Origin of the sequence: Succinispira mobilis DSM 6222, from assembly GCF_000384135.1 — a bacterium.
GTDB classification, from domain to species: Bacteria; Bacillota; Negativicutes; order Acidaminococcales; family Succinispiraceae; genus Succinispira; species Succinispira mobilis.
The window spans coordinates 1,917,663-1,943,079 of sequence record NZ_KB913028.1 but is presented as its reverse complement, the minus strand read 5'-3'; the positions used below and the strand labels follow the sequence as shown (position 1 = coordinate 1,943,079).

Genomic DNA, 25,417 nt, shown 5'->3' with positions numbered 1-25,417 from the left:
AAAAACAATTATAACTGTAATTCAGCCAATGTAAAGCTTTTAATCGGACTATATAAGTTTTTCTTATAACTGATATATGCTTTTTGCTATTGGCTATTAATTTTAGCAGATGTTAAACTAACAATGCAAATAAACAGTTTATTTTAATAAATTCTTGAAAATTGATGTCAATTCTTAAAATTCTAGGAGGTAGAAAAATGGTAGCTAGTAAAAAACGGCAAGTTCTTGTATTTGCTACAGCGGGGATGCTCGAAAGTTGTGATGCATTGGTAAGCGTAGAGCCTGTGGAACCGGGTGCGGGAATAACAATAGAGCTGATTAGCTCAGTAAAGAAGCAATACGGTAAACACATTGAGTGCTTGACGAAAGAGTTTATTCTAGAACAAGGCTTTGAAGATATTAAAGTTAAAATAGAGGATAAAGGTGCGTGGGATTATACATTAAGAGCACGCTTGAGAACAGCTTTAGAAAGGAGTGAAATTGATGCAAGTTGCCAATAAACTAAGACAAACAATGCTATTTATTCCAGGCAATAATCCTAAAATGATTAATAATGCTAATATTCATAAAGTAGATACTCTGATTTTTGACTTAGAAGATTCGATAGCAGTTACGGAAAAAGATACGGCTCGTCACTTAGTAGCGGAAGCATTAAAGAGTATAAAATTTACGGCAGAACGTGCTGTAAGAATCAATCATATTAGCACACCATATGGTTGGGAAGATTTAAGAGTTATTTTACAAGCAAAACCAGATTTAATTAGATTGCCAAAAGCGGAAACAGCGGATGAAATTCGTGAAATAGATAGTTTTATTAGTAAAGTTGAATTTGATTGTGGCTTTGAACCAGGTTCAATTAAAATGATGGGTGCTGTAGAAACTCCGCTAGGATTGCATAATGCATATGAAATTGCCACAGCTAGTTCCAGAATGGTCGCAATTGCCATTGGTGGCGAGGATTTTATTGCTAATCTAAAAACCCAAAGAACTACGCACGGGATGGAGTTGTTTGTAGCTCGGTCTCAATTGGTTCTAGCAGCTCGTAGGGCTGGTATTCAAGTTATTGATACAGTTTTTTCAAATATTAAAGATGAAGAAGGCTTTAGACGTGAAGTAGCTTTAATTAAAGACTTAGGTTTCGACGGCAAATCAATTATTCATCCTAGTCAAATTAAAATTGTGAAAGAAGTTTTCACGCCAACTGAAGAACAAATAGCTCGCTCCATTAAGATTTTATTAGCTTACAAAGATGCGTTAGAGAGAAAGCTCGGAGTTATTGCTGTTGATGGGCGGATGATTGATGGGCCAATAGTAGATAGAGCTAGAAGAATCGTTGATGAAGCTAGAGCAGCTGGAATTATGATTCCTAAGGAGGTTACAAACTTATGATTAATGGTGCAAAGCGAGAGATTCCAGAGAATATTCCTGGATTAAAGCAATATGTGCTTTATAATGGCGCAGATACTGTAGTACCAACAGGCAGAGTAGCAGGGAAAAAATTGCGGACTGCCAAACCTGGGCAAGATAAAGTATTGGATAGCATTGAAACTGCAGTTAGAAAAACTGGGTTGGTTGCTGGGCAGACAATATCCTTTCATCATCATTTTCGCGATGGTGACTATATTATAAAAATGGTCTTAGAGGCAATAAAAGGTTTGGGGATTAAAGATTTAACTTTAGCCGGAAGTTCTTTAAGTGATTGCCACGATTTTTTAGTAGATTACATTCAAGACGGTACAATTAGCGCGATAGAAACTAGTGGTTTGCGTGGTAAATTAGGTAAATTTGTTACTGCTAATCCAGGCGTTTTAAAAAAACCAGTAATAATTCGTTCTCACGGTGGGCGAGCGCGTGCTATCTGTAGTGGCGAAGTAAAAATTGATGTGGCTTTTTTGGGAGTGCCAACTTGCGATAAATTCGGGAATGCTACTGGTACTCAAGGTAAATCAATTTGCGGCGCTTTAGGCTATGCGATGGTAGATGCTCAATATGCAGAGCAAGTAGTGTTATTGACAGATAATTTATTAGAGGGATTTGTGTATCCTTATAGCATCGAACAAACTTTAGTTGATTATATTGTGCCGGTGCCAGAAATTGGGGATTCTAATAAAATTTCTTCCGGTGCTTTAAGAATAACTCGCGATCCAGTGCAGTTGCTTTTAGCAGAATATGCGGCTGAGGTTATTGAACAATCAGGCTATTTTGTTAATGGCTATTCTTTGCAAATGGGTAGTGGGGGAGCATCTTTGGCAGCAGCGCGTTTTATTCGTGAAAAAATGCTTAAACAGGAAATAAAAGGTAGTTTTGGTATTGGTGGTTCAACTGGAGTATTTACGGATATGTTGGCCGAAGGATTGTTTGAAACTTTTTATGATACCCAAACTTTCGATATTCCAGCAATTTTATCCTTGCGTGATAACCCCCGTCATCAAGAAATTTCAGCTTCGTTTTATGCTAATCCTTGGAATGCCAGTCCGATAGTTAACAATTTAGATATTGTCATTTTAAGTGCTACGGAAGTAGACTTGGATTTTAATGTTAATGTAATGACTAATTCTAATGGCGTATTAATGGGTGCATCAGGTGGGCATTCAGATACAGCAGCAGGAGCGAAGCTATCGATAATCGTAGTTCCATTAATTAGAGGACGATTGCCGATGATTAAAGATCAAGTCCAAAATGTAATTACGCCAGGTGCAGATATTGATATTGTAATAACAGACTATGGCATTGCGATTAATCCATTAAGAACAGATTTGTTAGAACGCTTCAAAAATTCTAAGTTGCCACTGAAAACTATGCAGGAGTTACAAGCGCTTGCCTATAGTTTAGTCGGCAAACCAGAAGAGATAGAATTAACTGACCAGATTGTAGCGGTAATTGAATACCGCGATGGTAGTTTATTAGATGTAGTAAGAAAACCCAAATAATTAAAAAGTTGAAAGGAGTTACAAATTTATGTTAGCATTTATCGGTATTTTAATGGTTGTGGTGATTATTTATTGCTTAATGCAATCTAAAGCAACACCGTCGGTAGTATTTATTTTGGTGCCAATTATTGCTGCTTTTTTAGCTGGTTTTTCTTTTGATCAAATTTCGGGGTTCATTAAAAGTGGGGTTACGACTACTTGGAGTATTGCGGTCTTATTTATCTTCTCAATTGTTTACTTTGGGGTTATGTCCGATGCCGGAATGTTTGACCCATTAGTTAACTACTTAACAGAAAAAGCTGGTGCTAACGTAATTATGGTTACTGTGGCTACAGCATTGATTGCAACAATTTCTCACTTAGATGGCGCATTAGCAACTACTTTGTTAATTACAGTGCCGGCAATGTTACCAATTTACAAAAAACTTAATATTCGTCCGGTAGTGTTGTTGGTTATTATCGGTGCGGCAATGAGTATTATGAACTTACTTCCTTGGGGTGGTCCAGTGGCGAGAACGGTGGCAATTACTAAAATGGATGTAAACCTTCTGTGGCAGTCATTGATTCCGCTACAAATCGTAGGTTTGATTATAGTAGTTGGTTTTGCGGCGGCAATGGGTATTATGGAAAAACGTCGTGGTGCTGGGCTTAAAGCTGGTGCTACCTTAGAAGATGGGTCTGAAGGTGTGGTAGCAGAAGAACTTGATCCAAAAGTTTTAGCGTTGAAACGTCCTAAACTAGTATGGTTTAATATTCTGTTGACAGTCGGTGTAATTGCTTTGCTTTGTTTAACAAAAGTGCCTTTATACGGAGCTTTTATGATTGGTTTAGCCTTGGCCTTATTAGTTAACTATCCTAAAGCTTCAGATCAAGCAGCGCGAATTAAAGCTCATGCGGCAGAAGCTTTATCAGTACCAGCAATACTTTTAGCTTCAGGGATATTCTTAGGCGTACTTAGTGGTACTAAAATGCTTACCGCGATGGCAACAGCGATTATTAATGTAATTCCAGCTTTTGTAGGACCTTACCTGCACATTGTGTTAGGAATTTTCTCGGTGCCAATCGGGATGCTCTTAGGCACAGACTCTTTCTTCTTCGGTCTAGTACCATTAGCAATTGGAGTTGGCAGTCAATATGGTATTGAACCTACAAATATGGCTAAAGCAATGTTGATTGGTAAAAATTTCGGTGTATTAGTTACACCACATGCTGCGACCACTTATCTAGCAATTGGTTTGGCTGGAATTGACATTAAAGAATTATTAAGGTTCTGTACCCCTTTGTTATGGTTAGTAGGAATAATTTCCTTAGCCTGTGCAGTAGTAATGGGTATAGTTGTAATTTAATAAGCAGGTAAAAATTTGTTAGTTTTATAAAAATATTAGGAGGGTTTCTTGTGAAAAAGAAACCCTCCTAATATTTTAGGCCTTTAAAAGTAGACTCTATAAGTTTATCCTGCTATAATTGTAAGCAAATGAAAATTGTGAGGATAAATAAATGCAATTACGTGGACGAGTTGGCTTGATTTTGTGTTTTCTGTATTTTACATTGTTTAGAGAACAGACTGGTGGAAAGACTTATTTAGATGGATTGATAATTATAACTTTAGTTTTAATTATCATTAGAAATATAATCGCTAATAAAGATAATAATAAGTGAAATCTCTCAGTTTAGAGCAATTTTGCAATGCTTGAGTTTTAACCAGAAAAGTGATAATATATTTATGTAATATAAATACGCAACTGAGAGATATTTGTTAGATAGTTACTAACTATAGACTATATTTGTTGAAATGGGGAGTGTATTATGTCAGGAAAGTATGCGGAAGATTCCACTAGTGTGTTGCTTAGGCTACCTAAAGACTTAAAGACTCGTCTTTATGAGGCTACAGAAAGATTAAATGAAGACAATCCAGGTGCTAATTATTCAGCGAACTCAATTGTTCGGGCAGCAATAACAGATTATCTAGATGTTATTGATGGGCGCAAATTAAAAAAAAATAAAAAAGACAAATAATAAAAGTAAATATACAAAACCAAGTCTAGCGATAATGGCGTTAAGGTGCTATTGATAGAGTTGGTTTTATTTTTTTGCCCTATTGACAAAACATTAAATAACAGCTATTATAAGTTACAATAAAAATAAATCCTTTGAGCAAAAGTAAGTAGTTTGTAAGACGGTGTTACAGAGAGTCGGTTATTGGTGTGAGACTGACACATGCGTTACAAATGAATGGGTTTGTGAGGAGCAAGATGAAATAGTTTTACTAGAGTAGTTGCAAGCCGTATGATCTGCGTTAAAGAACAGGGTATTGATGCTTTACTTGTGCTGCGTACCTGTGCATAAAGAAAGTTGCGTACCTGTATTAGAGGAAGACATGTCAAAAGATGTCTTTGAATTTGGGTGGCAACACGAAGGCTATTTAGTCTATCGTCCCATTAGGGAGGGTAGGCTTTTTTATTTTGTCTAAATTTAAATTATGGAGGCGTAGAAAGATGTTTTATCCAAAAATTCAAGCTGTAGAACAATTGCTCCAAGAATACGATTTGGTACCTGTATTTTTTGAAGTTTTAGGGGATATGTATACACCTATTCAAATTTTTCATAAATTGCAAGCGGAGCAGGAACATTGTTTTATTTTAGAAAGTGTAGATCAAAAAAATCAATGGGGACGTTATTCTTTTATCGGTATTAATCCTAAACTAGAGATTAAAATAGCTCAGGGAGAGGCGGAAATTAAGAGTAACGGCCAACAAGAGCTAGTTGCAGTAAATAATATTAAGACATTTTTAAAACAACAATTACAAAAATATCGGGCCCCGGTTTTTCCAGAAAAACCCAAGTTAACTGGGGGGTTTGTAGGTTATTTTGCTTATGATAGTGTACGTTATATTGAAGAGAGACTACTTAATATTCCGGAAGATGAGTTGCAACTGCCAGATTGTCAATTGTTTTTGTATGATGAATTAGTGGCTTTTGATCATTTTACCAATAAGATGGTTTTTATAATGAATATTTACAAAGACCAAGGTGATATCGGTGGTCAATATGAGACAATTAAAGCAAAAGTTGCAGAATTACTGGCAAAATTAGAAAAAATTGTAGTTGCAGTGCCTAAACCTTACAAACAAGAACCTTTAGTAGTAAAAGCTAATTATGATAACCAAGAATATTACCAACTGGTAGATAAAGCTAAAGAATATATAGTTGCAGGCGATATTTTTCAAGTAGTGTTATCCAAACGCTTTACAATCGAAAATCCGCCCGATCCATTTGCCGTATATCGTCAGTTACGGATGAGTAATCCCTCACCATATTTGTATTATTTTAAAAATCCTGAATATGCAATTGTCGGGGCTTCACCAGAAATGTTGGTTAATGTTACGCAAGGCGTAATAACGACTAAACCTATTGCTGGCACTGTTCCGAGGGGCAAAGATCAACGAGAAGATCTGCTCTTAGAAAAAAAATTATTGCTAGATCCTAAAGAACGGGCGGAACATACAATGCTAGTAGACTTAGGCCGTAATGATGTGGGGCGAGTGGCTAAATTTGGCACAGTTGAAGTAACTGATTTTATGAAAGTCGAGCGCTACTCTAAAGTGATGCATTTAGTTAGTGATGTTAAAGGAATTTTGCAAGACGGGTTGACCGCAGTAGATGCATTATTTGCAGCTTTGCCAGCGGGGACTCTATCGGGAGCGCCTAAAGTTCGGGCTATGGAAATAATTGATCAACTAGAAAATAGAAAACGTTGTCTCTACGGGGGGACGATTGGCTATTTAGGATTTGATGGCAATATGGATACCTGTATTGCGATTCGAACTTTGCTCTACAAAAACGGCAAGGCCTATGCTCAGGCCGGTGGAGGCATAGTAGCAGAATCGGTGCCTGAGATGGAAAATGAAGAAATTGAAAATAAGGTGCGTGCAATACTTGAAGCAGTCAAACAAGCAGCACGAACTAATTAAGGGGTGGCAAAATGATATTAATACTTGATAATTACGATTCATTTACCTACAATCTTTATCAATATATCGGTAAATTGTACTCAGAGGTGCAAGTAATTCGTAACGATAAAATAAGTTTAAGGGAATTGCAAAAGCTACCAATCAAAGCTTTGATAATTTCACCAGGCCCAGGGTATCCAGATAGTAGTGGTGTTTGTTTAGAAGCTATTGAATATTTTAATGGTAGAATTCCTGTTTTGGGAGTTTGCTTAGGTCATCAAGCTATTGGGCAAGTTTTTGGGGGGCGGGTTATCCCGGCAAAGCAGTTATTACATGGTAAAGCTAGCACAATTGAAATAATTAAACCGACAGAATTATTTAAAGATTTGCCTACAAAAATTCAAGGTGCCAGATATCACTCTCTAATCGTGGATAAAGAAAGCATTCCAAGTTGCCTAGAAATATTAGCGGTAGATGAAGTAGGACAAATAATGGCCTTAAAGCATCGAGATACACAAACTTACGGTTTACAATTCCACCCAGAGTCGATCCTAAGTGCACAAGGGGAACAATTGTTAGCTAATTTTTTAAATTTAATACCCCAATTTAAGCTAGAAAGCAAACAGGCATCGCTTGTAGAAAAAGAACCAATGCTCCTAAAACCGTATATCTTTAAGGTTATTGAAGGGGAAAATCTCCAGCGGGAAGAAGCTTATAGTGCAATGCAGAGTATTATGAGTGGGCAAGCGACTGATGCTCAAATTGGAGCTTTTTTAACGGCACTACGGATGAAAGGTGAGACGGTAGAAGAACTGACGGGTTTTGTGCAAGTATTGCGTGAAAAAGCTAATAAAGTTTCCCATCCACAACCAGTACTTGATATTGTAGGGACTGGTGGTGATCTTTCAAACAGTTTTAACATTTCTACTACGGCAGCCTTTGTTGTTGCTGGGGCAGGGATGACAGTAGCAAAACATGGAAATCGTAGTGTTTCTAGCAAGTGCGGTGCTGCGGATGTGTTAGAAGCTTTAGACATTAAAATAGATTTGAGCCCTCAACAAGCAGAAAAGTGTTTGCAAGAGTGTGGAATAAGTTTTTTGTTTGCACCGAGTTTTCATGCGAGTATGAAGTTTGCTGCTTTACCGCGCAAAGAAATTGGGGTTAGAAGTGTATTTAACATTCTAGGTCCTTTGGCCAATCCAGCTCAAGCAGAATATATTTTGTTGGGAGTTTATCGCCCCGAACTATTAGAACCAATGGCACAAGTTTTGAAAAATGTAGGTGTTCAGGGGGCGATGTTGGTCTGTGGCGCCGAAGGTTTGGACGAAATATCATTAACCGGCAGTACAGAGGTTTGTGAATTAAGGGCCGGAAAACTAATTAAGTACAGCCTTACTCCAGAAGAGTTTGGCTTACAGGTTGCTCCGGCTACAGAAATTGTAGGTGGACTAGCTTCAGAGAATGCCAAAATTACTCAGGCTATTTTACAAGGTGAACTAGGTGCTAAAAGAGATATCACGCTTTTAAATGCAGCTTGCGCACTTTATATTGCTGGCAAGGTGGCTGATATTCAAACTGGAATTTCTGTAGCGCAAGAAAGCATTGATAGTGGTCGAGCCTTAGAAAAACTTCAAGCTCTAAAAGAATTTAGTCGACAAATACGGGGGTGAGAGAATGATTTTAGATAAGATCGTACAGCAACGCAAATTGCAATTACAGCAGGAAAAGAAACGAATATCTCTAGCTGAGTTGCAAATAATGGCTCAACAGAGCTTACGCAAGCCTTTAGATTTAGAAAAATTTCTTGTAGCTCGTGATTTTAGTATTATTGCGGAGCTGAAAAAGGCCTCACCTTCTAAAGGTGTTCTCGTACAAGATTTTCAACCGCAAAATTTAGCGCAACAATATCAAAGACTGGGAGCACAGGGGATTTCCTGTTTGACAGAAGAATACTATTTTCAAGGTAGCCCAGAATATCTTAAACAAGTTCGGCCGCTAGTTCAAATACCGATTTTGCGCAAAGATTTTATTATTGAACCTTATCAGATTTATGAGAGTGTGATTCTGGGGGCGGATGCCATTTTATTGATTGCGGCAATTTTAGATACTGCAACTTTAAATTATTTTATAAAATTGGCGACAGAATTGGGTTTGAGTTGTTTGGTGGAAGTACATGAATTATCAGAACTGAAAAAGGCATTGAAGGCAGGCGCACAACTTATTGGCGTAAACAATCGCGATTTAAAAACATTTAAAGTAGATTTAAATACCAGTCTAGAATTAGCGAAAAAAATACCTAGCCATATTACAATGGTTAGTGAAAGTGGGATAAATAAGCGGGAGCAAATACTTAGTTTACAGCAGGCGGGATTTAGAACAGCTCTAATTGGGGAAACTTTAATGTGCAGTCCTAATTTAGCCAAGACATTTTCGGAATTAATGGGTACAGAATATGAAAATTAAGATTTGTGGCTTGCGCAGTTTGACAGATATTCAAATTGTTAATAAATATTTACCTGATTATGCAGGTTTTGTTTTTGCTCCGAGTAAACGACAGGTTAATCAAATTCAAGCGCGGGAATTGATTAGTGTCTTAAGTTCTGAAATTATTCCCGTAGGTGTTTTTGTAAATTTAGCGTTGCCCGAACTTCAAGAAATTGTTACAGTTAGTCAAATTAAAGTCATTCAATTACACGGGGATGAAACGCCAGCTTATCTTCGAAAATTAAAAAAAAGTTTACCGCAACTCGAGGTTTGGCGGGCAATTAGAGCTACGTCAGCCCAACAAATATTAGACGCCCTGTCGAGTAGTGCGGATAAAATTTTGGTGGATAGTTTTGTTCCCGGTGAGTATGGCGGCGCAGGTAAATTGGCAAACTGGGAAGCTTTAGCAGATATTAAGGCTAGTAAACCGCTGATTTTAGCAGGGGGATTAAGTACGGAAAATATTAGTGCGGCCTGCAAATTAAATAATATTTGGGGTGTTGATGTATCTAGTGGTGTAGAAACAAATCTAGTTAAAGATTCGAATAAAATAGAGAAATTTATCGAATTAGCTAGAGGTAGATAAAGTAAACAAAAACAAAAAACTCTGCAAACAAGAGCGGTTATGGTAGATAAAGTGTGTTATATGAGGAGGAAGAAGATGAAAGAACAATTAGGTAGATTTGGAGAATTTGGTGGGCAATATGTACCAGAAACAGTTATGTATGCGGTGCAAGAGCTAGTTGCAGCTTATGAAAAGTATCGTGAGGATGCAAATTTCCAAGCCGAATTACTAAATTTGTATAAAAATTATGCGGGACGACCTTCATTACTATATTATGCAGAACAAATGACCAAAGATTTGGCAGGTGCCAAAATTTATTTGAAACGTGAGGATTTAAATCATACTGGTTCGCATAAAATCAATAATGTGTTGGGGCAAATTTTATTGGCACAAAAGATGGGAAAAAAACGAATAATTGCAGAGACTGGTGCAGGGCAACATGGGGTGGCTACAGCTACTGCAGCCGCTTTGTTGGGCTTAGAATGCATTGTTTATATGGGGGCTGAAGACGTGGAACGTCAAGCACTGAATGTATATCGAATGCAACTCTTGGGCGCAAAAGTAGTTAGTGTGCATAGTGGAACCAAAACTTTAAAAGATGCTGTTAATGAAGCTATGCGCGATTGGGTAACTAATATTGATACAACTTACTATTTAATTGGTTCAGTTCTTGGACCACATCCCTACCCGATGATGGTGCGTGATTTTCAAAAAATTATCGGTGCAGAAGCCAAACAACAGCATTTGGCCTTAGAAGGAAAGTTGCCCAGTGCAGTGATTGCTTGTGTTGGTGGTGGGAGTAATGCAATGGGGTTGTTTTATGAATTTATTAAGGAAAAAGATGTGCGCCTGATAGGTGTTGAAGCTGCCGGTAGGGGTATTGATACTTTAGAGCATGCAGCCACAATCAACAAAGGACGAGCCGGGATATTTCATGGGATGAAATCTTTGTTTTTACAAAATAGTGAGGGGCAAATTGATGAAGTGTATTCAATTTCGGCCGGTTTAGATTATCCAGGAATTGGACCAGAACACGCTTATCTACACAGCAATGGCCGAGCAGAATATTTAGCGGCTACCGATGAGCAAGCCGTACAAGCTTTTGAGTATTTAGCACAAATTGAAGGGATAATTCCAGCAATTGAATCGGCACATGCCGTACATATCGCTCGACAACTAGCACCGACCATGAAATCTACGGAAAGTATAATTATTTGTTTGTCAGGGCGGGGCGATAAGGATGTGCAACAAATAGCTAAATATAGGGGGATAAGTTTACATGAATAAAATAGATGAAAAATTTTTGGATCTGCAAAAAAAGTCGGAAAAAGCGTTGATTACTTTTATAACCGCAGGTTATCCTGACTTAGAAACTACTAAAAATTTGATATTGGAAATGCAAGCTAAGGGAGCGGATTTGATTGAATTAGGGGTTCCTTTTTCTGACCCCATAGCTGAAGGGGAGGTTATTCAAGCAGCAAGTTTTAGTGCCATTCAAAATGGTGTAACTTTAGGCAAAATTTTTGAATTATTAAAGGACATAAAAACCTTGGTAAAGGTACCGTTGCTGTTGATGTTATATGCCAATAGTATTTTTGCTTTTGGACAAGAAAAGTTTTTCAAATTATGTCAAGAAACTGGTGTTGCGGGTGTAATAGTGCCAGATTTACCTTATGAGGAAAAAAAAGAATTTCAAACTGATTTAGATAAATATGGACTTTATGCGATAAGCTTAGTTGCCCCTACTTCAGGAGCGAGAATTGCGAACATAGTTCCTGACAGTAAAGGATTTTTGTATTGCGTTTCTTCTAAAGGGGTTACAGGAATAAGGGAAAACATTGAAACTGATTTTGGCGAATTTTTTAAAGAAATAAATAAATATGCTGAAATTCCTCGCATTATCGGTTTTGGAATTGCCCGTCCCGAGCAGGTAAGAAGTTTAAAAGAACATTGCGATGGTGTTATTGTTGGTAGTGCTATTGTTAAATTAATTCAAGAACGACAACAGGAGGCTGTTAAAGAAGTTGGTGAGTTGGTAGCAAGTTTAAAACAAGCACTACTTGACTAAAAATAAAAAAGATACTAGTTAAGTTCCAGTCTATTTTTGATAAAAATAAACTGGACAGTCTAGTATCTTTTTTTTAGTTTTTGAGTTTAGAAATAGGCGGCGAGGAAAAATTAGATAATAAAGAAAGTTTATCTGAAAGAAAAGAATTAGCGCAAGGCCTCTGATAAAGCCGGAATTATTTGTTTTTTACGCGACATTACTTTTGGTAGGTGATAATATTCATTGCCTAAGCATTCACCAAAAATATTATCTAATAAATAACGTTCGTTACCAGCAAAGAAGAGATTAGTACTTTCATCAAGGATATCAGTGGCCATTAATAAGACTAAATCATAGTCTTTTTGCTGTTGCAATTCTTGTAAAGCAGCAATTAGTTCGGATTTTTTTGCCAAAGCTTGTTGTCCATCCATTAGGTTTATTTGGCTAATTGCGACTTTATATTCTGCAAAAACAAACTCTTTAATATCATTTTTTACAATTTCTTGGGCACTGAGGCTATTAATTACAGAACCACTTTGTAATACTTGCATGGCAAATTCTTGTAAATTATTAATCTCTGCCAGCGCTTGGAGTTTATCGGCAGTTTCGATGTCTATTGGTGTACAGGTAGGCGATTTAAAATACATCGTATCTGAGATGATTGCCGCCAAAAGAATTCCTGCTATTTCTTTTGGCATAGGGATATCACGATGCCAAGTCATATTGGCAACAATTGTAGAAGTTGAACCAACTGTATCTAGGCGGATAAATAAGGGGTCCCCTGTAGTTAAGCCACCTAACCGATGATGATCAACAATTTCCAAAATATGGGCTTCTTCGATGCCTTCTACGGCTTGACTGCGTTCATTGTGATCGACCAAAATAACTTCTTGGCGTTCTGGTGAAATAAATTTACTGCGATCAATTAAGCTGATAAATTTATCATTTTCTACGATTGGATAACTCCGAAAGCCTGTGGCGAGCATTTTTTGTTTAATGTCTTCTAATAGATCATGAGGATGAAAACAAACCAAATCAGTTTTCATGATTTTACCAACCGGAATACTTTGGTTAATTAAACGGGCTGTGCTATAAGTATCATGAGGTGTCGACAAAACAACAGCATTGCGCTTTTGCGCTTCTTGAATAATAATATCATCGGGTTTGGCACCACCAGTTAAAATAATGCCAGAAACACCAGCGCGCAAAGAATAAAGCTGTGCTTCAAGACGATCACCAATAATAACTAAATCTTGCTCAGCAATTGTAGACACTAAAGTTTCAGTACTAGCTGCGCCAATCTTAACCTTTCCGGCAACAATAAGCTTTGCAGATTCGATGCCAGCACAAAATTCAGCATCTAAAGTACGAGCCACACTGGCGTAATCAACTTGGGCAGTATTTAAATCTTGAATGGCTAATTCTTCATAATAGCGATTAGCCAAATCACTTACCGTAATCATTCCCAAAAGATTGTTGTTATTGTCTATTACGGGTAACGACTTCAATTTATGTTCAATAAATAACTTACCTATATCACGTAAACTAAACCAAGGATGCGCGGTAATTCCAGTTTTAAGAGGCAGATCTTGCACACGGGGATAGAGATCTACAACTAGTTTTGGAGCGGGGATGTTAAAATATTCTAAGACAAATTTCGTCTCTGGATTTAATTTCCCAGCACGGGCTGGTAAGGCATTTATTCCCAAAGCCTGTTTTAGATGCGCATAGCCAATAGCAGCACAGATAGAGTCAGTATCAGGATTTTTATGACCGATGATTAGGACGGGTTTTTGCATAACAGTTGCCTCCGTAGAGTGTTTATTTTCTTCTGCTAGCAAGTTCGTTAAGCAATTCTTCAGGTGTAATATTGTGATATGCTAGCAGTACTAAACAATGATACCACAAATCGGACATTTCATAAATTACTTCTTTGTTGTCATCATTTTTGGAGGCGATAATAGTTTCCGCAGCTTCTTCCCCAACTTTTTTCAAAATCTTATCTTGACCTTTAACAAATAAATATTTAGTGTAAGAAGTTTCATCATCGCTTTCGCGCCGCGCCAAAATAGTTTTATATAAATCATTAAGAAATTCAGGCAGATTTTCTTTTGGACTAAGGCTAGGTAAATTATTAGCTAAATCGCGACTGAAAAGGGTATTGTGAAAGCAACTATATTCTCCCGTGTGGCAAGCGACTCCAGTTTGTTTTACGAGAATTAACAAAGTATCTAAATCACAATCATAGCTAATACTTTGAATTTCTTGAACATGTGAACTGGTTTCACCTTTTTTCCAAAGTTCTTGGCGACTGCGACTATAAAAACAGGTGAAACCAGTTTGGATACTAATTTCTAAAGATTGTTTGTTCATATAGGCCAACATTAGTACTTTTTTGGTAAAAGCATCTTGAATAATTGCTGGCACTAGACCTTGTGCATCATATTTAAGCGTTTCTAAATTTAACATTATAATCGAACCTCCAAACCTTTACTTTTAAGATATTGTTTAACTTGAGGGATGGAAAATTTTCCGTAATGAAATACAGAAGCAGCCAAAACTGCATCCGCTTTGGCATAGTTTAAAACATTGTAAAAATCTTCTAAATCTCCAGCGCCACCAGAAGCTATTACGGGAACATCAATGCTTTCGGAAATAATACGGGTAAGTTCCAAGTCGTAGCCACTGCCAGTACCATCTTTATCCATACTAGTTAATAAAATTTCGCCGGCGCCAAAGAGAACTGCTTTTTGCACCCAAGTTACAACATCTAGCCCAGTATTTATTCTACCACCATTTATAAAAACTTCCCATTTATTAGCAGCAACTTGTTTGGCATCCACGGCCACAACAATACATTGCGAACCAAAACTTCTAGCACCATCTTTAATTAAATCAGGATTTTTAATAGCGGCACTGTTTAAAGAAATTTTATCAGCACCGGCTTTTAAAGCGGCACGAATATCTTCCAAACTTGTTAAACCTCCGCCCACAGTTAAAGGCATAAATACTTGTCCGGCAGTGTTTTTAATAACATCTAACATAGTTTGGCGTTGCTCATGTGAAGCGGTGATATCTAGAAAAACCAGTTCATCGGCTAATTGCTCATCATATTTTTGGGCTAACTCAATTGGACAACCAGCATCACGTAAATCTACGAAATTTGTGCCTTTAACAACTCGCCCCGCTTTAACATCTAAGCAAGGAATAATTCTCTTAGTATGCATATTCTCACTCCTTACAATATGCTATTGCGGTAGTTAAGTCAAGATTGCCAGTGTAAATTGCTTTACCGACTATAACACCTTCAATGCCACAACTTGCTTGTTGCTTTAGTTCTTTGATGTCCCCTAAACCACTAACACCACCGGAAGCAATTACTTTTAACTTGGTTTTCACAGCTAATTCACAGGTGGCGGCGATATTTACGCCACTTAATTTGCCATCGCGACTAATATCTGTAAAAATTGTTTGGCTGACACCGACTTCAAACATCCGTTGCCCAAGTTCAATGCTGCTGAGTGAACTTGTTTTTCCCCAGCCTTCTACAGCTACAAAACCTTCTTTGGCATCAATGCCCACCACAATTTTATTACCGAATTCTTTGACAGCCTCTTTAACTAAGGCGGGGTCTTTTACAGCAATAGAGCCCAAAATAACACGACTTAAGCCTAATTGTAAAAGCTTGTCAATTGTTTTAAGATCGCGAATTCCCCCACCAAGTTGGGCGGGAATGGTGATAGTGTCTAAAATGGTTTTTATAGTAGATAAATTGCGACTTTCGCCAGCTAAAGCGCCATCTAAGTCGACTAAATGCAAGTATTCCGCACCACATTGTTGCCATTTAACAGCAATGGCAGCAGGATTATCAGAAAAAGTAGTTTGTTGCTTGAAATCACCTTGGGTAAGACGCACACATTTGCCTGCCAAGATATCTATTGCAGGAAAAATTATCATATTAATCACAGCCTTTTTTAAAGATTGACAAAGTTTTTGAGTATTTTAAGTCCAGCTACGCTAGATTTTTCTGGATGAAACTGGACTGCCTGAATATGGTTTTTACCAATACTAGCCGTTATTTTGCCACCATACTCGACAAAACTAGTGATTAATTTTGTATCTCTTGGAACGACATAATAACTATGGACAAAATAAACATAGTCATTTTCGCTATTAGCTAAAATTGGACTTGGCTTGGCAAGTTTTAAATTGTTCCAACCAATATGTGGTACTTTTAATTTAGGTGCTATAATCTTGACAACTTTCCCCTTGAAAACACCTAACCCTTTTACTTGAGGTGACTCTTCGCTGCTTTCGAAAAGCAGTTGCATGCCCAGACAAATACCTAAAAAAGGTTTCTCGCTGGCAAGGGAATTTTTTATTGTTTCGATTAAGTCGTACTTTTGTAAGTTGAGCATACAATCGCCAAAGCTACCTACGCCAGGAAGCACGAGCTTGTCAGCTTGAACAATATCATTTTTATTACTCGAGATGGTAACATTGCCGCCGACTTTTTCGAGCGCTTTAGCAACACTATGTAAATTTCCCATGCCATAATCGATAATGGTAATGTTATTGTTCATCTTATAAAACTCCTTTAGTGCTTAAGATCTCAGTACTGTTAGGGGAGCAAAATACTGCTTGCTTTAGAGCACGAGCGGTTGCTTTGAAAATTGCTTCTAAGATATGATGAATATTAGAGCCGTGAATTAGGCGTATATGCAGAGTTAACTGTGCATTATAAGCTAAAGCACGAAAAAATTCTTCCACCATTTCTACTTCAAAATTACCAATAGTAGTTTTGGGTAAAGGCGCATTAAAAACGAGAAAACTGCGACCACTTAGGTCAATTGCGCTATGAGCCAGACTTTCGTCCATGGGAACAAACGCATCACCATAGCGGTTGAGTCCACGCTTGTCTTGAAGCAGTTCGCCCAGGGCTTGACCCAATAAGATGCCACAATCTTCTACGGTGTGATGCGAATCAACTTGCAAATCCCCGACGCAAGTTAAATTTAAAGTGCAACCACTGTGGCGGGCAAAAAGTGTAAGCATATGATCGAAAAAGCCAATACCAGTAGTGATTACACTAGTTTTGCATTCATCCAAATTTAGCTCTAAAGTTATTTGGGTTTCTAAGGTGTTGCGAGTTAAGTTTATTTTACGCATTTTAAAATTACCTGCCTTCTTGCACAGTGTATTGTTTTATTAATTGTAGTACTTGCGTATTTTCATTAGGGGTGCCAATAGTTAAACGGATACCATGTTTTAAAGTGGCATTGTTGGTGAAATTACGAATAGCAATTTTAGCTTGGGCTAAAGTAGTTGCTAAACTTTGCATTTGTTGCGCTGAAGCGCCATAGAAAAAAATGAAATTTGTCGCTGATTTTATGGTTGTGAATCCGAATTGCTGCAACGCCTCATTTACGCGATTGCGCTCCGTTATAATAGTTTGAATTTGGGCTTGATACAAAATAAGATTTTCGAAAACACAGTTGCCAATTGCCAGGTTTAGGCCACTTACTGGATAGGGCAAAATTATTTTATTAAGTAACTCAATAAAGTTGCTATTGCCCAAAATATAGCCTAAACGTAAATTAGCTAAGGCGTAGGCTTTAGAAAATGTTCTTAGGATAATTAATTGAGGGTAATGTTCTAAATAGGCGGTCATAGATTTATTACAGCTAAACTCGATATAGGCTTCATCAATTAAAATCGGACAACTAGTATTTTGCAATAGTAGTTCTAATTGTTCAGGCTTGCTTAAATTGCCAGTAGGATTATTAGGATTGCAAATTATTACTAAATTCGGTTGTTCTAGCTCAATTTTCTTAATCAAAGCAGGTATATCGAGATCGAAGTTCTCAGTTAATGGATAGGCAACAGGCGTACATTGAGCTAAGCGAATATAAGTTTCATACATGGAAAAAGAAGGGGCGGGGTAGAGAATTTTATTTTCACTACCTGCGAAAAGTTGGCAGACATTAGCGATTAAAGAACTAGAGCCATTGCCGACTTGCACTTCGTTTGCGGTTAAATTATAGCGCTTGGCAATTGTAGTCCGTAAATTAAAAGCATTGATAGGGGGGTAACGATTGAAAGTATAATTTTTGATTAAATCAGCAATTATATTTTGTAAGCTTAAGGGAATATTAAAGGCGCTTTCATTAGCATCTAAGATAATATCAGCCTGAAATTCATTAGCACTATAAGAAGGTAGTAAATCGATATCTTTTCTAATTTTCATATTTTTCTCCGCATATATAATAAATTTTCCCAGACAACTAACAGCTTAATCCTTTTATCACAAATAAAATGTTATTAAGTTTAAAGCTGACCTAAGTTTTTAGGTTGAATTTAAGAATTAAATCTGACTTTTATTGCATTAGCATGAGCAGTTAAACCTTCAGCTTCAGCCATGGCGATAATATCTTGGTGCACTGCTTGCAGAGCTTTTTGACTGTACGCAATAATACTGGTTTTTTTCATAAAAGTTTCTGTATTGAGCACGGAATAAAATTTAGCAGTACCGCCAGTTGGTAAAACATGATTTGGCCCAGCAAAGTAATCGCCTAAAGGTTCAGGTGAATACTCGCCTAAAAAAATTGCACCAGCATGTTTTAAGTAAGGCAACAATTCAAAGGGGGCCTGGGTTAAAACCTCTAAATGTTCTGGGGCGGAAATATTGGCTAAGTCTGCTGCTTGCAATAAATCTTCAACCACAATAATAAGACCATTGGCCTCTAACGCTGTGCGGGCGATATTCGCTCTTGATAATAGCGGCAGTTGCTTTTCTAGTTCAGCACAGGTGGCTAAAGCTGTTTTTAAGCTGGTAGTAATTAAAATACTAGAGGCTAAACTGTCATGTTCAGCTTGACCAAGCATATCGCTGGCAATATATTTAGGATTAGCTTGCTCATCGGCAATAATTAGAATTTCACTTGGACCAGCTAGCATATCAATATCACAATAACCATACACTTCTTTTTTTGCTAAAGTCACAAAAATATTACCTGGTCCAGTTATTTTATCTACCTTTGGTACAGTTTCTGTGCCAAAAGCCAAAGCAGCTACTGCTTGGGCCCCACCAACTTTGAAAATTTTGCTAACACCGATTTCGGCGGCGGTAACCAGAACATAATCATCAACACTACCATCTTTGGCAGGTGGAACAACCATGATAATTTCTTTTACACCGGCTACTTTGGCAGGAACCGCATTCATAATAACTGAAGAAGGATAGGTGGCTGTTCCCCCAGGCACATAAATCCCAACACTATCTAAGGCTGTGGTATTTTGCCCCAAAATACTACCATGTTCGCGGTAAGTTAACCAAGATTTAGGCAGTTGTTCTTGATGAAATTTTTCTACATTAGCTATTGCGGTTTTTATTGCAGCTAGCACATTAGGTTTAACCCTTTGGTAGGCTGTAGCTATTTCAGCATCCGTAACTTGCATACCACTTTTAGAAAAATCAACTTGATCAATTAGCTTAGTATAATGATAAACAGCTTGGTCGCCTTCCGCGCGTACGGCTTGGAGAATTTTTTCAACTACCTGTTTGGCGGTGAGTTCTTCGCCGAACATCGCCAAAATTCCTTTTTTGATGCCAGCGGATAATTCCACTTGATCAAAGGCCGGTTTAGTTAAAAGTTTTTCTAGTTGTTGGCTGGTTAAATCAGCACTTTTAATAATTTTTATCATTGTTATCCCTCGCAATTAGTTATTTTTTAAATAAGGCCTTGTAAATCGCAGACTAATTTATGTAACCGATTAAACTTCATCCGAAAACTAACTCGATTAGCAATAAGTCTTGCTGTACAAGTATGTAATTTGTGGATTTCTTGCAACTTATTAGCCTTTAAGGTTGTACCAGTTTCGACTATATCGACAATTAAATCAGCTAAACCTACCATAGGTGCTAATTCGATTGAACCATTTAGTTTTATTATTTCTACTTGCATGCTTTGCTGAGAAAAAAATTTTTGTGTTACTTGCGGATATTTAGTGGCGATTCTTAAATTGGCGTAGTCGGTTAATTGGGGGCGCACTTGAGCTTCGGGTACAGCTAGCATTAGCCGACATAGCCCAAATTTCAAATCTAATAATTCGTAAACATCTTTATTTTCTTCTAATAAAACATCTTTGCCTATAATCCCGATATCAGCAGCACCACATTCTACATAGGTGGGTAAATCCATAGTTTTGGTAATAATAAAGCGGACTTTATCAACGGGGTTACTTATTATTAATAACCTAGAGTCTTCACAAACGTTTTCTGCAGTATAGCCAACTTTAGCTAATAAATCTACCGATTTAGCAAACATTTTACCCTTGGGTAAAGCGATAGTAATATAATCTTGCATAATAATCTCCTATAAGCGAATGATATCGTCATAAATTTTTTCTTGTTCTAGAGCATTAATTTCTAAGGGGGTAAGTTCGTGGGAGGCTAAGGTGGTTATATAGCCTTTGTTTTGGAAAAAACTAGCCTGTTGAATAGCCTTAGAGAGACTGTTTTGCGACCAAGCGATAAGGACTTTGCGCGCAGCCGGTTTTTGTAACAAACCTTGGCGGGCTAATAATAAGGTTAGGCGCTCGATTCCTAAGGCGAAACCAGTTGCCGAACAATTTAGCCCAAACGAATCCATTAGACGATCATAACGACCACCGCCACAGAGTGAATACCCCAGATTAGCCGTGTAGCCTTCGAAAACCATGCCGCTATAATACTCCATATCTCTGGCTAAACCTAAATCAAAGACAATGTAATTTTCTAACTTATAGGCAGTGAGTAATTGGTAAATATCGAGTAGATTGTCAAGGGCTGCTAAACTAGTAGCATTTTTAATTTTAGCTCGCAAATTTTGTAAAAATTGAATATCACCTTTTAAAAATAAAATATTTTTTAAAGTAAGTAAAATTTCCTCACAACCGCTACTTTCTTCAAGAATTTCACTAAGACCTACGGCATTTTTACTGTTAATTAGTGCTTGGATTTCTGTCCGCTGCAAAAGATCAATATTTAGTTCATCCAATAGGCCGTTAATAAAGTCTACATGCCCCAAATTAATTGCAAATTGTGTAAGTCCAGTACTTTTAATACTTTCGATGGCTAGGGCAATTATTTCAGCATCAGCTAAAGGCGAAGAAATTCCAAAGCACTCTACGCCTGCCTGATAAAATTCGCACTGACGACCACTTTGAGTTTGTTCATGGCGAAAAACATTAGCGATGTAAAAAAGTTTGTGTACAGATGCTTGGGAACTGTATAGACGAGTACTAACTAAACGGGCTAAGGGAGAAGTCATATCGGGCCTGAGCACCAAAGTTTTATTATTGCGATCGAAAAACTTGATGCTTTGTTCATCCATGCCTTTATCAATGCCAATATTGAAAGTATCAAGAAATTCATAGGTGGGAGTAACTACTTCTTGATAACCCCATTTAATAAAAATATCGGCAATATTACTTTCCATAATACGTTTATTATAGGCTTCTAACGCGATTATATCACGAGTTCCGTAAGCAGTAGGTAAAAGTAATTTCTTCATAAATAGTCTCGCTTTCATTGTTTAATTAGTTAAAGCATTAAAGTGTTAAAGATATTATAGCCGAAAATTTTAGATTGTGCAAATAAAAATAAAAAAAATAATAAACGAATACTTTCTGTAAATATAATATCAGAAAAATAGTATAAAAGGTAGAAATTTCTAGGAAAAACAACAAGGCCTAGAAACAAGCAATGAGCTTATTTCTAGGCCTTGGAAATCTTTTTTAATAGTAATTAATCACAATATTTTTCTAAATAAGTTAGCAGTAGTGTTTCTAAGTTGTTGTTAATTTCGTCAACAGCTTGTGTAGACATGGTTGCTGTTAATTTAGTGTTATTTACGATACTAGAGAGGTTTTGAATACTAGTTAATAATTCCAATTTTTGCATTCTGATAATTCGCTCCTTAATATTGAACTATAATGTTTAATTTGTTACAAGTCGGTATCATATCAGATTTGTAAGGCTTTGTAAAGAGGAAAAAATAAAGAGAAAAAAGTTTTTTTTAGGCAAAGTTATGCTATTATTTAAATTAAAGAAAAAAATAAAGAAAAGAGGATGTTTTTATGGTCACAATAAATCAAATGGCGGAAGATTTTGCGAGATTTTTAAGTGAACAGAAAATTGCTGCCGACCCTTTAATGTATAATGAAGACAATGAAGCTTATTTATGGCTACCTACTAGTTTGGACGATGCAGCTTATAAATTGCTGATTGTATTTGCACCGACTAATTTTTATGTGGATATTCGCTGCTTTAATATTTTAGAAGATATTAAGGCCGAAGAGCGGAGCGAAATTTTGTTGGTTCTTAACGAATTAAATCAAAATAAACGTTGGGGAAAGTTTTACTTGGAAGAAAATGGTTCTGTTTCTTTGTTAGCATCTTTGCTAAGTTCTAAATGCGAAATTGACAGTGCTGATGTTTATGAATTGGCTGTGATGGTAAAAGCAACTGTTGATTCCTTAAAAAGTAAATTTTCTTAGGCAGTTATTTAGCAAGAGGCTAATTAAATAATTGCAATTCAAAGGTGGGGGTATAAAGTGCAAATCTATGTTTGGCGACATAATAAAAAATTTCACAGTTATAGTATGATTGATGAGCCTAGTGTTAATAATAATTTTTATTTAGATGCTATAGCGATTGTCTTAGCAGAAAGCCAAGAAGAAGCTTTAACTTTATTACAGCAAAAAGAGCAAGGTTGGTGTATTGAAGATTTACGCAAAATAAGCCCGCAAATCTATGCTTTGGATGAAGCTACAGTTTTGTTTACAGATTTAAATCGTTAAGAAAACAGGCTAAAAAGCAAGTTTTTTAGGAAAAACTATTTGTCTATTACTGATATTTTAGTGTATAATATAATAGCATTGTAAAAATTAATTTTTAATAAAAATAGGCGAGGTTTCCTCTAAATGACAAATTCAGATTTTGAAGCAGTCCCGCTACTGTAAAGCCAGTATGTCAGCCTATTAACTACCGATTATTAGTCCTGCGAGCGAGAGGAAAAGGTAGGTAATAAGACGATAACTGGCAGTCTTATTTCCTCCTTTTTGTTTTATAAAGGGAGGTTTTTTTATTGGCGATAGAATATATAGAAGATATGCGTAGTGGCTATACCACTGGAAGTTGTGTAGCTGCGGCTCTAAAAGCGAGTATTATCTACTTGCAGACGGGTCATAGACCACAGAAAGTTGCAGTTTTAAACCCTCAAGATCGGCCAATTGAAGTTCCCGTAGCTGGAGGCAGTATTTTACAACAACATGAAAGTGCGGAATGTTGGGTAATTAAAGATGCTGGGGATGACCCAGATATTACTCATGGTACAAGCGTATATGTAAGAGTTCAATTAAGAAATGATGGTGAACGAGTTATTAAGGCTGGTGAAGGTATCGGTATAGTAACTAAGCCAGGGCTAAATATTCCTGTAGGACAGCCAGCAATTAACAAAGGGCCAAGAGTAATGATTGAAAAAGTTTTTGAGGAATGCCTACAGGCAGAGCAAGGTTTAGAAATGATTATTTCGGTTCCAGCGGGTAGAGAATTAGCCAAGAAAACTTTAAATCCAGCCTTGGGGATTGAAGGCGGTATTTCGATTATTGGGACGACAGGTATTGTTTATCCTATGTCGGAAGAGGCATTTAAAGATTCTTTAAAACCGCAATTTGAGGTTGTTAAAGCTGCTGGTTATAAAATAGCGGTTATGGCTCCCGGTAAAATTGGCATGGAAATAGCCGAAAAATATAAATTGCCAGTTGAGGCGATGGTGCAAACTAGTAATTTTATTGGCTTTATGCTCGAACAAGCTGTAAGAGCAGGTTTTACGGAAGTTATAATTTGGGGACATATTGGGAAGTTAGTGAAATTAGCAGGTGGTATTTTTCATACGCATAGCCACATTGCAGACGCGCGCCAAGAGATTTTTGCCAGTCAATTAGCTTTAATGGGGGCTAGTTCTGAGCTTATTGCCCAGGTACTAGATTGTGTAACTACCGAAGCAATAATAACCTTATTGCAAAATACTCCTTATAGCGGAGTGTATAAACAATTAGCAGAAAAAGCACGTAAAAGAGCTGAACAACATGTATATGGCGAACTGACAGTAGGCATAGTTTTTGTAAGCATGGCGGGAGAATTATTGGCTGTAGATGATAATGCACGAGCGATAGGAGAGAAGATGGCTTGGAATTTAAAATAAAAGTTGTGGGTATTGGCCCAGGTAGTAGAGATTATATTTTACCAATTGCCTTAAGATATATTGAGCAGGCGAAAGTTCTAATTGGTGGCAAGCGGGCTTTAACAGAGTATAGTAAACCAGAGCAAGAAACTTTTCCAATTTTAAATAATATAATGGAAGTTATACAGTTTATTAAATTAAAATTAGCAACAACTGATGTAGTAGTAATGGTTTCTGGCGATACAGGTTTTCATAGTTTATTGACTCGCCTAAGACAGGAATTTCCCGTAGAGCAACTAGAAGTAATTCCAGGGATTTGTTCTTTGCAGTTAGCTTTTGCCCGGGCGGCTGATTATTGGCAAGATGCTAAATTTATTAGCTTACATGGGGAAAGTTTTGCCCCAGAGAAAATAAGCTTAGCTTTATATAAAAAAATTGCGATGCTCACAGATCATAAAAATACTCCCTCAAAAATAGCCAGTTATTTTTTAGAAAACGGTTGGCCCTCAAATTCAGAAGCAGTGATCTGTAGTAATTTATCATATCCAGATGAAATAGTGGCTAAAATGAGTTTGCGGGAAATGCTTCAAGCTTCGGAATATAAGAATTGTGTGGTGATAGTTTGTGCAAGAAAATAGACTAATAGGAATTGAAGATACGGAATTTATTCGGGGCAAGGTACCGATGACCAAGCAAGAAATAAGAATTTTAACTATTGTCAAAGCTAAAATTCTACCGACTGATATTGTGCTAGATGTCGGAGCAGGTACAGGTTCATTAAGCATTGAGGCAGCTAGGCAAGCTTATTTAGGCAAGGTATATGCGATAGAGCGCAATAGTGAAGGGTGTGAGCTAATTCAACAAAATAAAATGAAGTTTGCTTGCGATAATTTAGAAATTATAGCTGGGGTGGCGCCAGAGGCAATTCCTGAGTTGGAAAAATTAAATGTAGTTTTAATTGGTGGCAGTGGTGGCAATTTAGCTGCTGTTTTTACTAAAATTCATCCTTGGCTAGTAGCGGGGGGGCGAATTATTGTAAATGCCATTACCATTGAAACCTTAGCAGCTACTTTAGAATATTTTCATTCTAATAGTGAGTATGAGTATGAGACAGTTGCCGTGCAAGTTAATAAACTGCGTAGCGTAGGTGCTTACCATATGTTACAAGCAGAAAATCAAATATATATTATAACAGCGATAAAAAAAGGCTAGGGG

At 37.0% G+C, this 25,417-nt stretch carries 28 protein-coding genes and 1 other annotated feature; of the genes, 17 read left to right on the top strand and 11 right to left on the bottom strand.

The annotated features are described in order from the left end of the window. Positions 1-197 precede the first annotated feature (197 nt). From citD to trpA, 12 genes are all read left to right on the top strand, one after another. Complete coding sequence (gene citD, locus SUCMO_RS0109275; RefSeq protein ID WP_019880433.1) at positions 198-500, top strand: citrate lyase acyl carrier protein; 303 nt, start codon at positions 198-200, stop codon at positions 498-500. After that, complete coding sequence (locus SUCMO_RS0109270) at positions 484-1,389, top strand: aldolase/citrate lyase family protein (RefSeq protein ID WP_019880432.1); 906 nt, start codon at positions 484-486, stop codon at positions 1,387-1,389. Before citD ends, SUCMO_RS0109270 begins: the two co-directional genes overlap by 17 nt. Next, complete coding sequence (gene citF, locus SUCMO_RS0109265; protein ID WP_019880431.1) at positions 1,386-2,930, top strand: citrate lyase subunit alpha; 1,545 nt, start codon at positions 1,386-1,388, stop codon at positions 2,928-2,930. The genes SUCMO_RS0109270 and citF overlap by 4 nt, the downstream gene beginning before the upstream one ends. A gap of 28 nt (positions 2,931-2,958) precedes the next feature. Continuing rightward, positions 2,959-4,275: a CitMHS family transporter gene (locus SUCMO_RS0109260; protein ID WP_019880430.1), complete on the top strand. Its 1,317-nt coding sequence runs from the start codon at positions 2,959-2,961 to the stop codon at positions 4,273-4,275. A gap of 151 nt (positions 4,276-4,426) precedes the next feature. Next, positions 4,427-4,588, top strand: a complete 162-nt coding sequence (locus SUCMO_RS11415; protein WP_019880429.1) for a hypothetical protein — start codon at positions 4,427-4,429, stop codon at positions 4,586-4,588. A 147-nt stretch (positions 4,589-4,735) separates the two neighbouring features. Further along, positions 4,736-4,945 (top strand): hypothetical protein, encoded by a 210-nt coding sequence (locus SUCMO_RS0109250; RefSeq protein WP_019880428.1) that lies wholly within the window; start codon positions 4,736-4,738, stop codon positions 4,943-4,945. Between the two features lie 125 nt (positions 4,946-5,070). After that, positions 5,071-5,370, top strand: a binding site (T-box leader). A 54-nt stretch (positions 5,371-5,424) separates the two neighbouring features. After that, entirely contained in the window at positions 5,425-6,900 is a 1,476-nt protein-coding gene (trpE, locus tag SUCMO_RS0109245; RefSeq protein ID WP_019880427.1) for an anthranilate synthase component I, read from the top strand. An 11-nt stretch (positions 6,901-6,911) separates the two neighbouring features. Beyond that, on the top strand, positions 6,912-8,549 hold the full coding sequence (trpD, locus tag SUCMO_RS0109240) for an anthranilate phosphoribosyltransferase (protein ID WP_019880426.1): 1,638 nt from the start codon (positions 6,912-6,914) through the stop codon (positions 8,547-8,549). A 4-nt stretch (positions 8,550-8,553) separates the two neighbouring features. After that, positions 8,554-9,342: an indole-3-glycerol phosphate synthase TrpC gene (trpC, locus tag SUCMO_RS0109235; protein ID WP_019880425.1), complete on the top strand. Its 789-nt coding sequence runs from the start codon at positions 8,554-8,556 to the stop codon at positions 9,340-9,342. Continuing rightward, entirely contained in the window at positions 9,332-9,949 is a 618-nt protein-coding gene (locus tag SUCMO_RS0109230) for a phosphoribosylanthranilate isomerase (protein ID WP_019880424.1), read from the top strand. Before trpC ends, SUCMO_RS0109230 begins: the two co-directional genes overlap by 11 nt. A gap of 75 nt (positions 9,950-10,024) precedes the next feature. After that, a complete protein-coding gene (trpB, locus tag SUCMO_RS0109225; protein ID WP_019880423.1) occupies positions 10,025-11,215 on the top strand; it encodes a tryptophan synthase subunit beta in 1,191 nt (396 codons plus the stop codon). After that, complete coding sequence (gene trpA / locus SUCMO_RS0109220; protein WP_019880421.1) at positions 11,208-11,996, top strand: tryptophan synthase subunit alpha; 789 nt, start codon at positions 11,208-11,210, stop codon at positions 11,994-11,996. The genes trpB and trpA overlap by 8 nt, the downstream gene beginning before the upstream one ends. A gap of 146 nt (positions 11,997-12,142) precedes the next feature. On the opposite strand, the gene SUCMO_RS0109215 is transcribed toward trpA, so the two are convergent. The 11 genes from SUCMO_RS0109215 to SUCMO_RS11410 all read right to left on the bottom strand — a co-directional run bounded on the left by SUCMO_RS0109215 (position 12,143) and on the right by SUCMO_RS11410 (position 21,918). Continuing rightward, positions 12,143-13,774: a putative manganese-dependent inorganic diphosphatase gene (locus SUCMO_RS0109215; protein WP_019880419.1), complete on the bottom strand. Its 1,632-nt coding sequence runs from the start codon at positions 13,772-13,774 to the stop codon at positions 12,143-12,145. 22 nt (positions 13,775-13,796) lie between these two features. Then, positions 13,797-14,444, bottom strand: coding sequence for a bifunctional phosphoribosyl-AMP cyclohydrolase/phosphoribosyl-ATP diphosphatase HisIE (hisIE, locus tag SUCMO_RS0109210; protein WP_019880418.1), 648 nt, complete (start codon positions 14,442-14,444; stop codon positions 13,797-13,799). Next, positions 14,444-15,202, bottom strand: coding sequence for an imidazole glycerol phosphate synthase subunit HisF (gene hisF, locus SUCMO_RS0109205; RefSeq protein ID WP_019880417.1), 759 nt, complete (start codon positions 15,200-15,202; stop codon positions 14,444-14,446). Before hisF ends, hisIE begins: the two co-directional genes overlap by 1 nt. A 4-nt stretch (positions 15,203-15,206) precedes the next feature. After that, positions 15,207-15,932 carry a 1-(5-phosphoribosyl)-5-[(5-phosphoribosylamino)methylideneamino]imidazole-4-carboxamide isomerase gene (hisA, locus tag SUCMO_RS0109200; RefSeq protein WP_019880416.1) on the bottom strand — a complete coding sequence of 242 codons (726 nt, stop codon included), beginning with the start codon at positions 15,930-15,932 and terminating at the stop codon, positions 15,207-15,209. A gap of 17 nt (positions 15,933-15,949) precedes the next feature. Further along, positions 15,950-16,558, bottom strand: a complete 609-nt coding sequence (gene hisH, locus SUCMO_RS0109195; protein ID WP_019880415.1) for an imidazole glycerol phosphate synthase subunit HisH — start codon at positions 16,556-16,558, stop codon at positions 15,950-15,952. 1 nt (position 16,559) lies between these two features. Continuing rightward, positions 16,560-17,144 carry an imidazoleglycerol-phosphate dehydratase HisB gene (hisB, locus tag SUCMO_RS0109190; RefSeq protein WP_019880414.1) on the bottom strand — a complete coding sequence of 195 codons (585 nt, stop codon included), beginning with the start codon at positions 17,142-17,144 and terminating at the stop codon, positions 16,560-16,562. A 7-nt stretch (positions 17,145-17,151) separates the two neighbouring features. Next, complete coding sequence (gene hisC / locus SUCMO_RS10705; protein WP_019880413.1) at positions 17,152-18,222, bottom strand: histidinol-phosphate transaminase; 1,071 nt, start codon at positions 18,220-18,222, stop codon at positions 17,152-17,154. 110 nt (positions 18,223-18,332) lie between these two features. Further along, complete coding sequence (hisD, locus tag SUCMO_RS0109180) at positions 18,333-19,676, bottom strand: histidinol dehydrogenase (RefSeq protein ID WP_028953985.1); 1,344 nt, start codon at positions 19,674-19,676, stop codon at positions 18,333-18,335. Positions 19,677-19,705: 29 nt separating this feature from the next. Further along, a complete protein-coding gene (hisG, locus tag SUCMO_RS0109175) occupies positions 19,706-20,341 on the bottom strand; it encodes an ATP phosphoribosyltransferase (protein ID WP_019880411.1) in 636 nt (211 codons plus the stop codon). A 9-nt stretch (positions 20,342-20,350) separates the two neighbouring features. Further along, positions 20,351-21,529, bottom strand: coding sequence for an ATP phosphoribosyltransferase regulatory subunit (hisZ, locus tag SUCMO_RS0109170; RefSeq protein WP_019880409.1), 1,179 nt, complete (start codon positions 21,527-21,529; stop codon positions 20,351-20,353). A 233-nt stretch (positions 21,530-21,762) separates the two neighbouring features. After that, on the bottom strand, positions 21,763-21,918 hold the full coding sequence (locus tag SUCMO_RS11410; RefSeq protein ID WP_019880408.1) for a hypothetical protein: 156 nt from the start codon (positions 21,916-21,918) through the stop codon (positions 21,763-21,765). 176 nt (positions 21,919-22,094) lie between these two features. On the opposite strand from SUCMO_RS11410, the gene SUCMO_RS0109160 reads away from it, so the two are divergent. From SUCMO_RS0109160 to cbiT, 5 genes are all read left to right on the top strand, one after another. Beyond that, a complete protein-coding gene (locus tag SUCMO_RS0109160) occupies positions 22,095-22,514 on the top strand; it encodes a YbjN domain-containing protein (RefSeq protein ID WP_019880407.1) in 420 nt (139 codons plus the stop codon). A 57-nt stretch (positions 22,515-22,571) separates the two neighbouring features. Continuing rightward, positions 22,572-22,817, top strand: coding sequence for a hypothetical protein (locus SUCMO_RS0109155; RefSeq protein WP_019880406.1), 246 nt, complete (start codon positions 22,572-22,574; stop codon positions 22,815-22,817). Positions 22,818-23,104: 287 nt separating this feature from the next. Beyond that, positions 23,105-24,223, top strand: a complete 1,119-nt coding sequence (gene cbiD / locus SUCMO_RS0109150) for a cobalt-precorrin-5B (C(1))-methyltransferase CbiD (protein WP_019880405.1) — start codon at positions 23,105-23,107, stop codon at positions 24,221-24,223. Continuing rightward, the gene (gene cbiE / locus SUCMO_RS0109145) at positions 24,208-24,840 is read left to right on the top strand and encodes a precorrin-6y C5,15-methyltransferase (decarboxylating) subunit CbiE (RefSeq protein ID WP_019880404.1); all 633 of its coding nucleotides are present in this window, start codon (positions 24,208-24,210) and stop codon (positions 24,838-24,840) included. The genes cbiD and cbiE overlap by 16 nt, the downstream gene beginning before the upstream one ends. Before the next feature lie 46 nt (positions 24,841-24,886). Then, positions 24,887-25,414: a precorrin-6Y C5,15-methyltransferase (decarboxylating) subunit CbiT gene (gene cbiT / locus SUCMO_RS0109140; RefSeq protein ID WP_051084582.1), complete on the top strand. Its 528-nt coding sequence runs from the start codon at positions 24,887-24,889 to the stop codon at positions 25,412-25,414. Positions 25,415-25,417 lie beyond the last annotated feature (3 nt).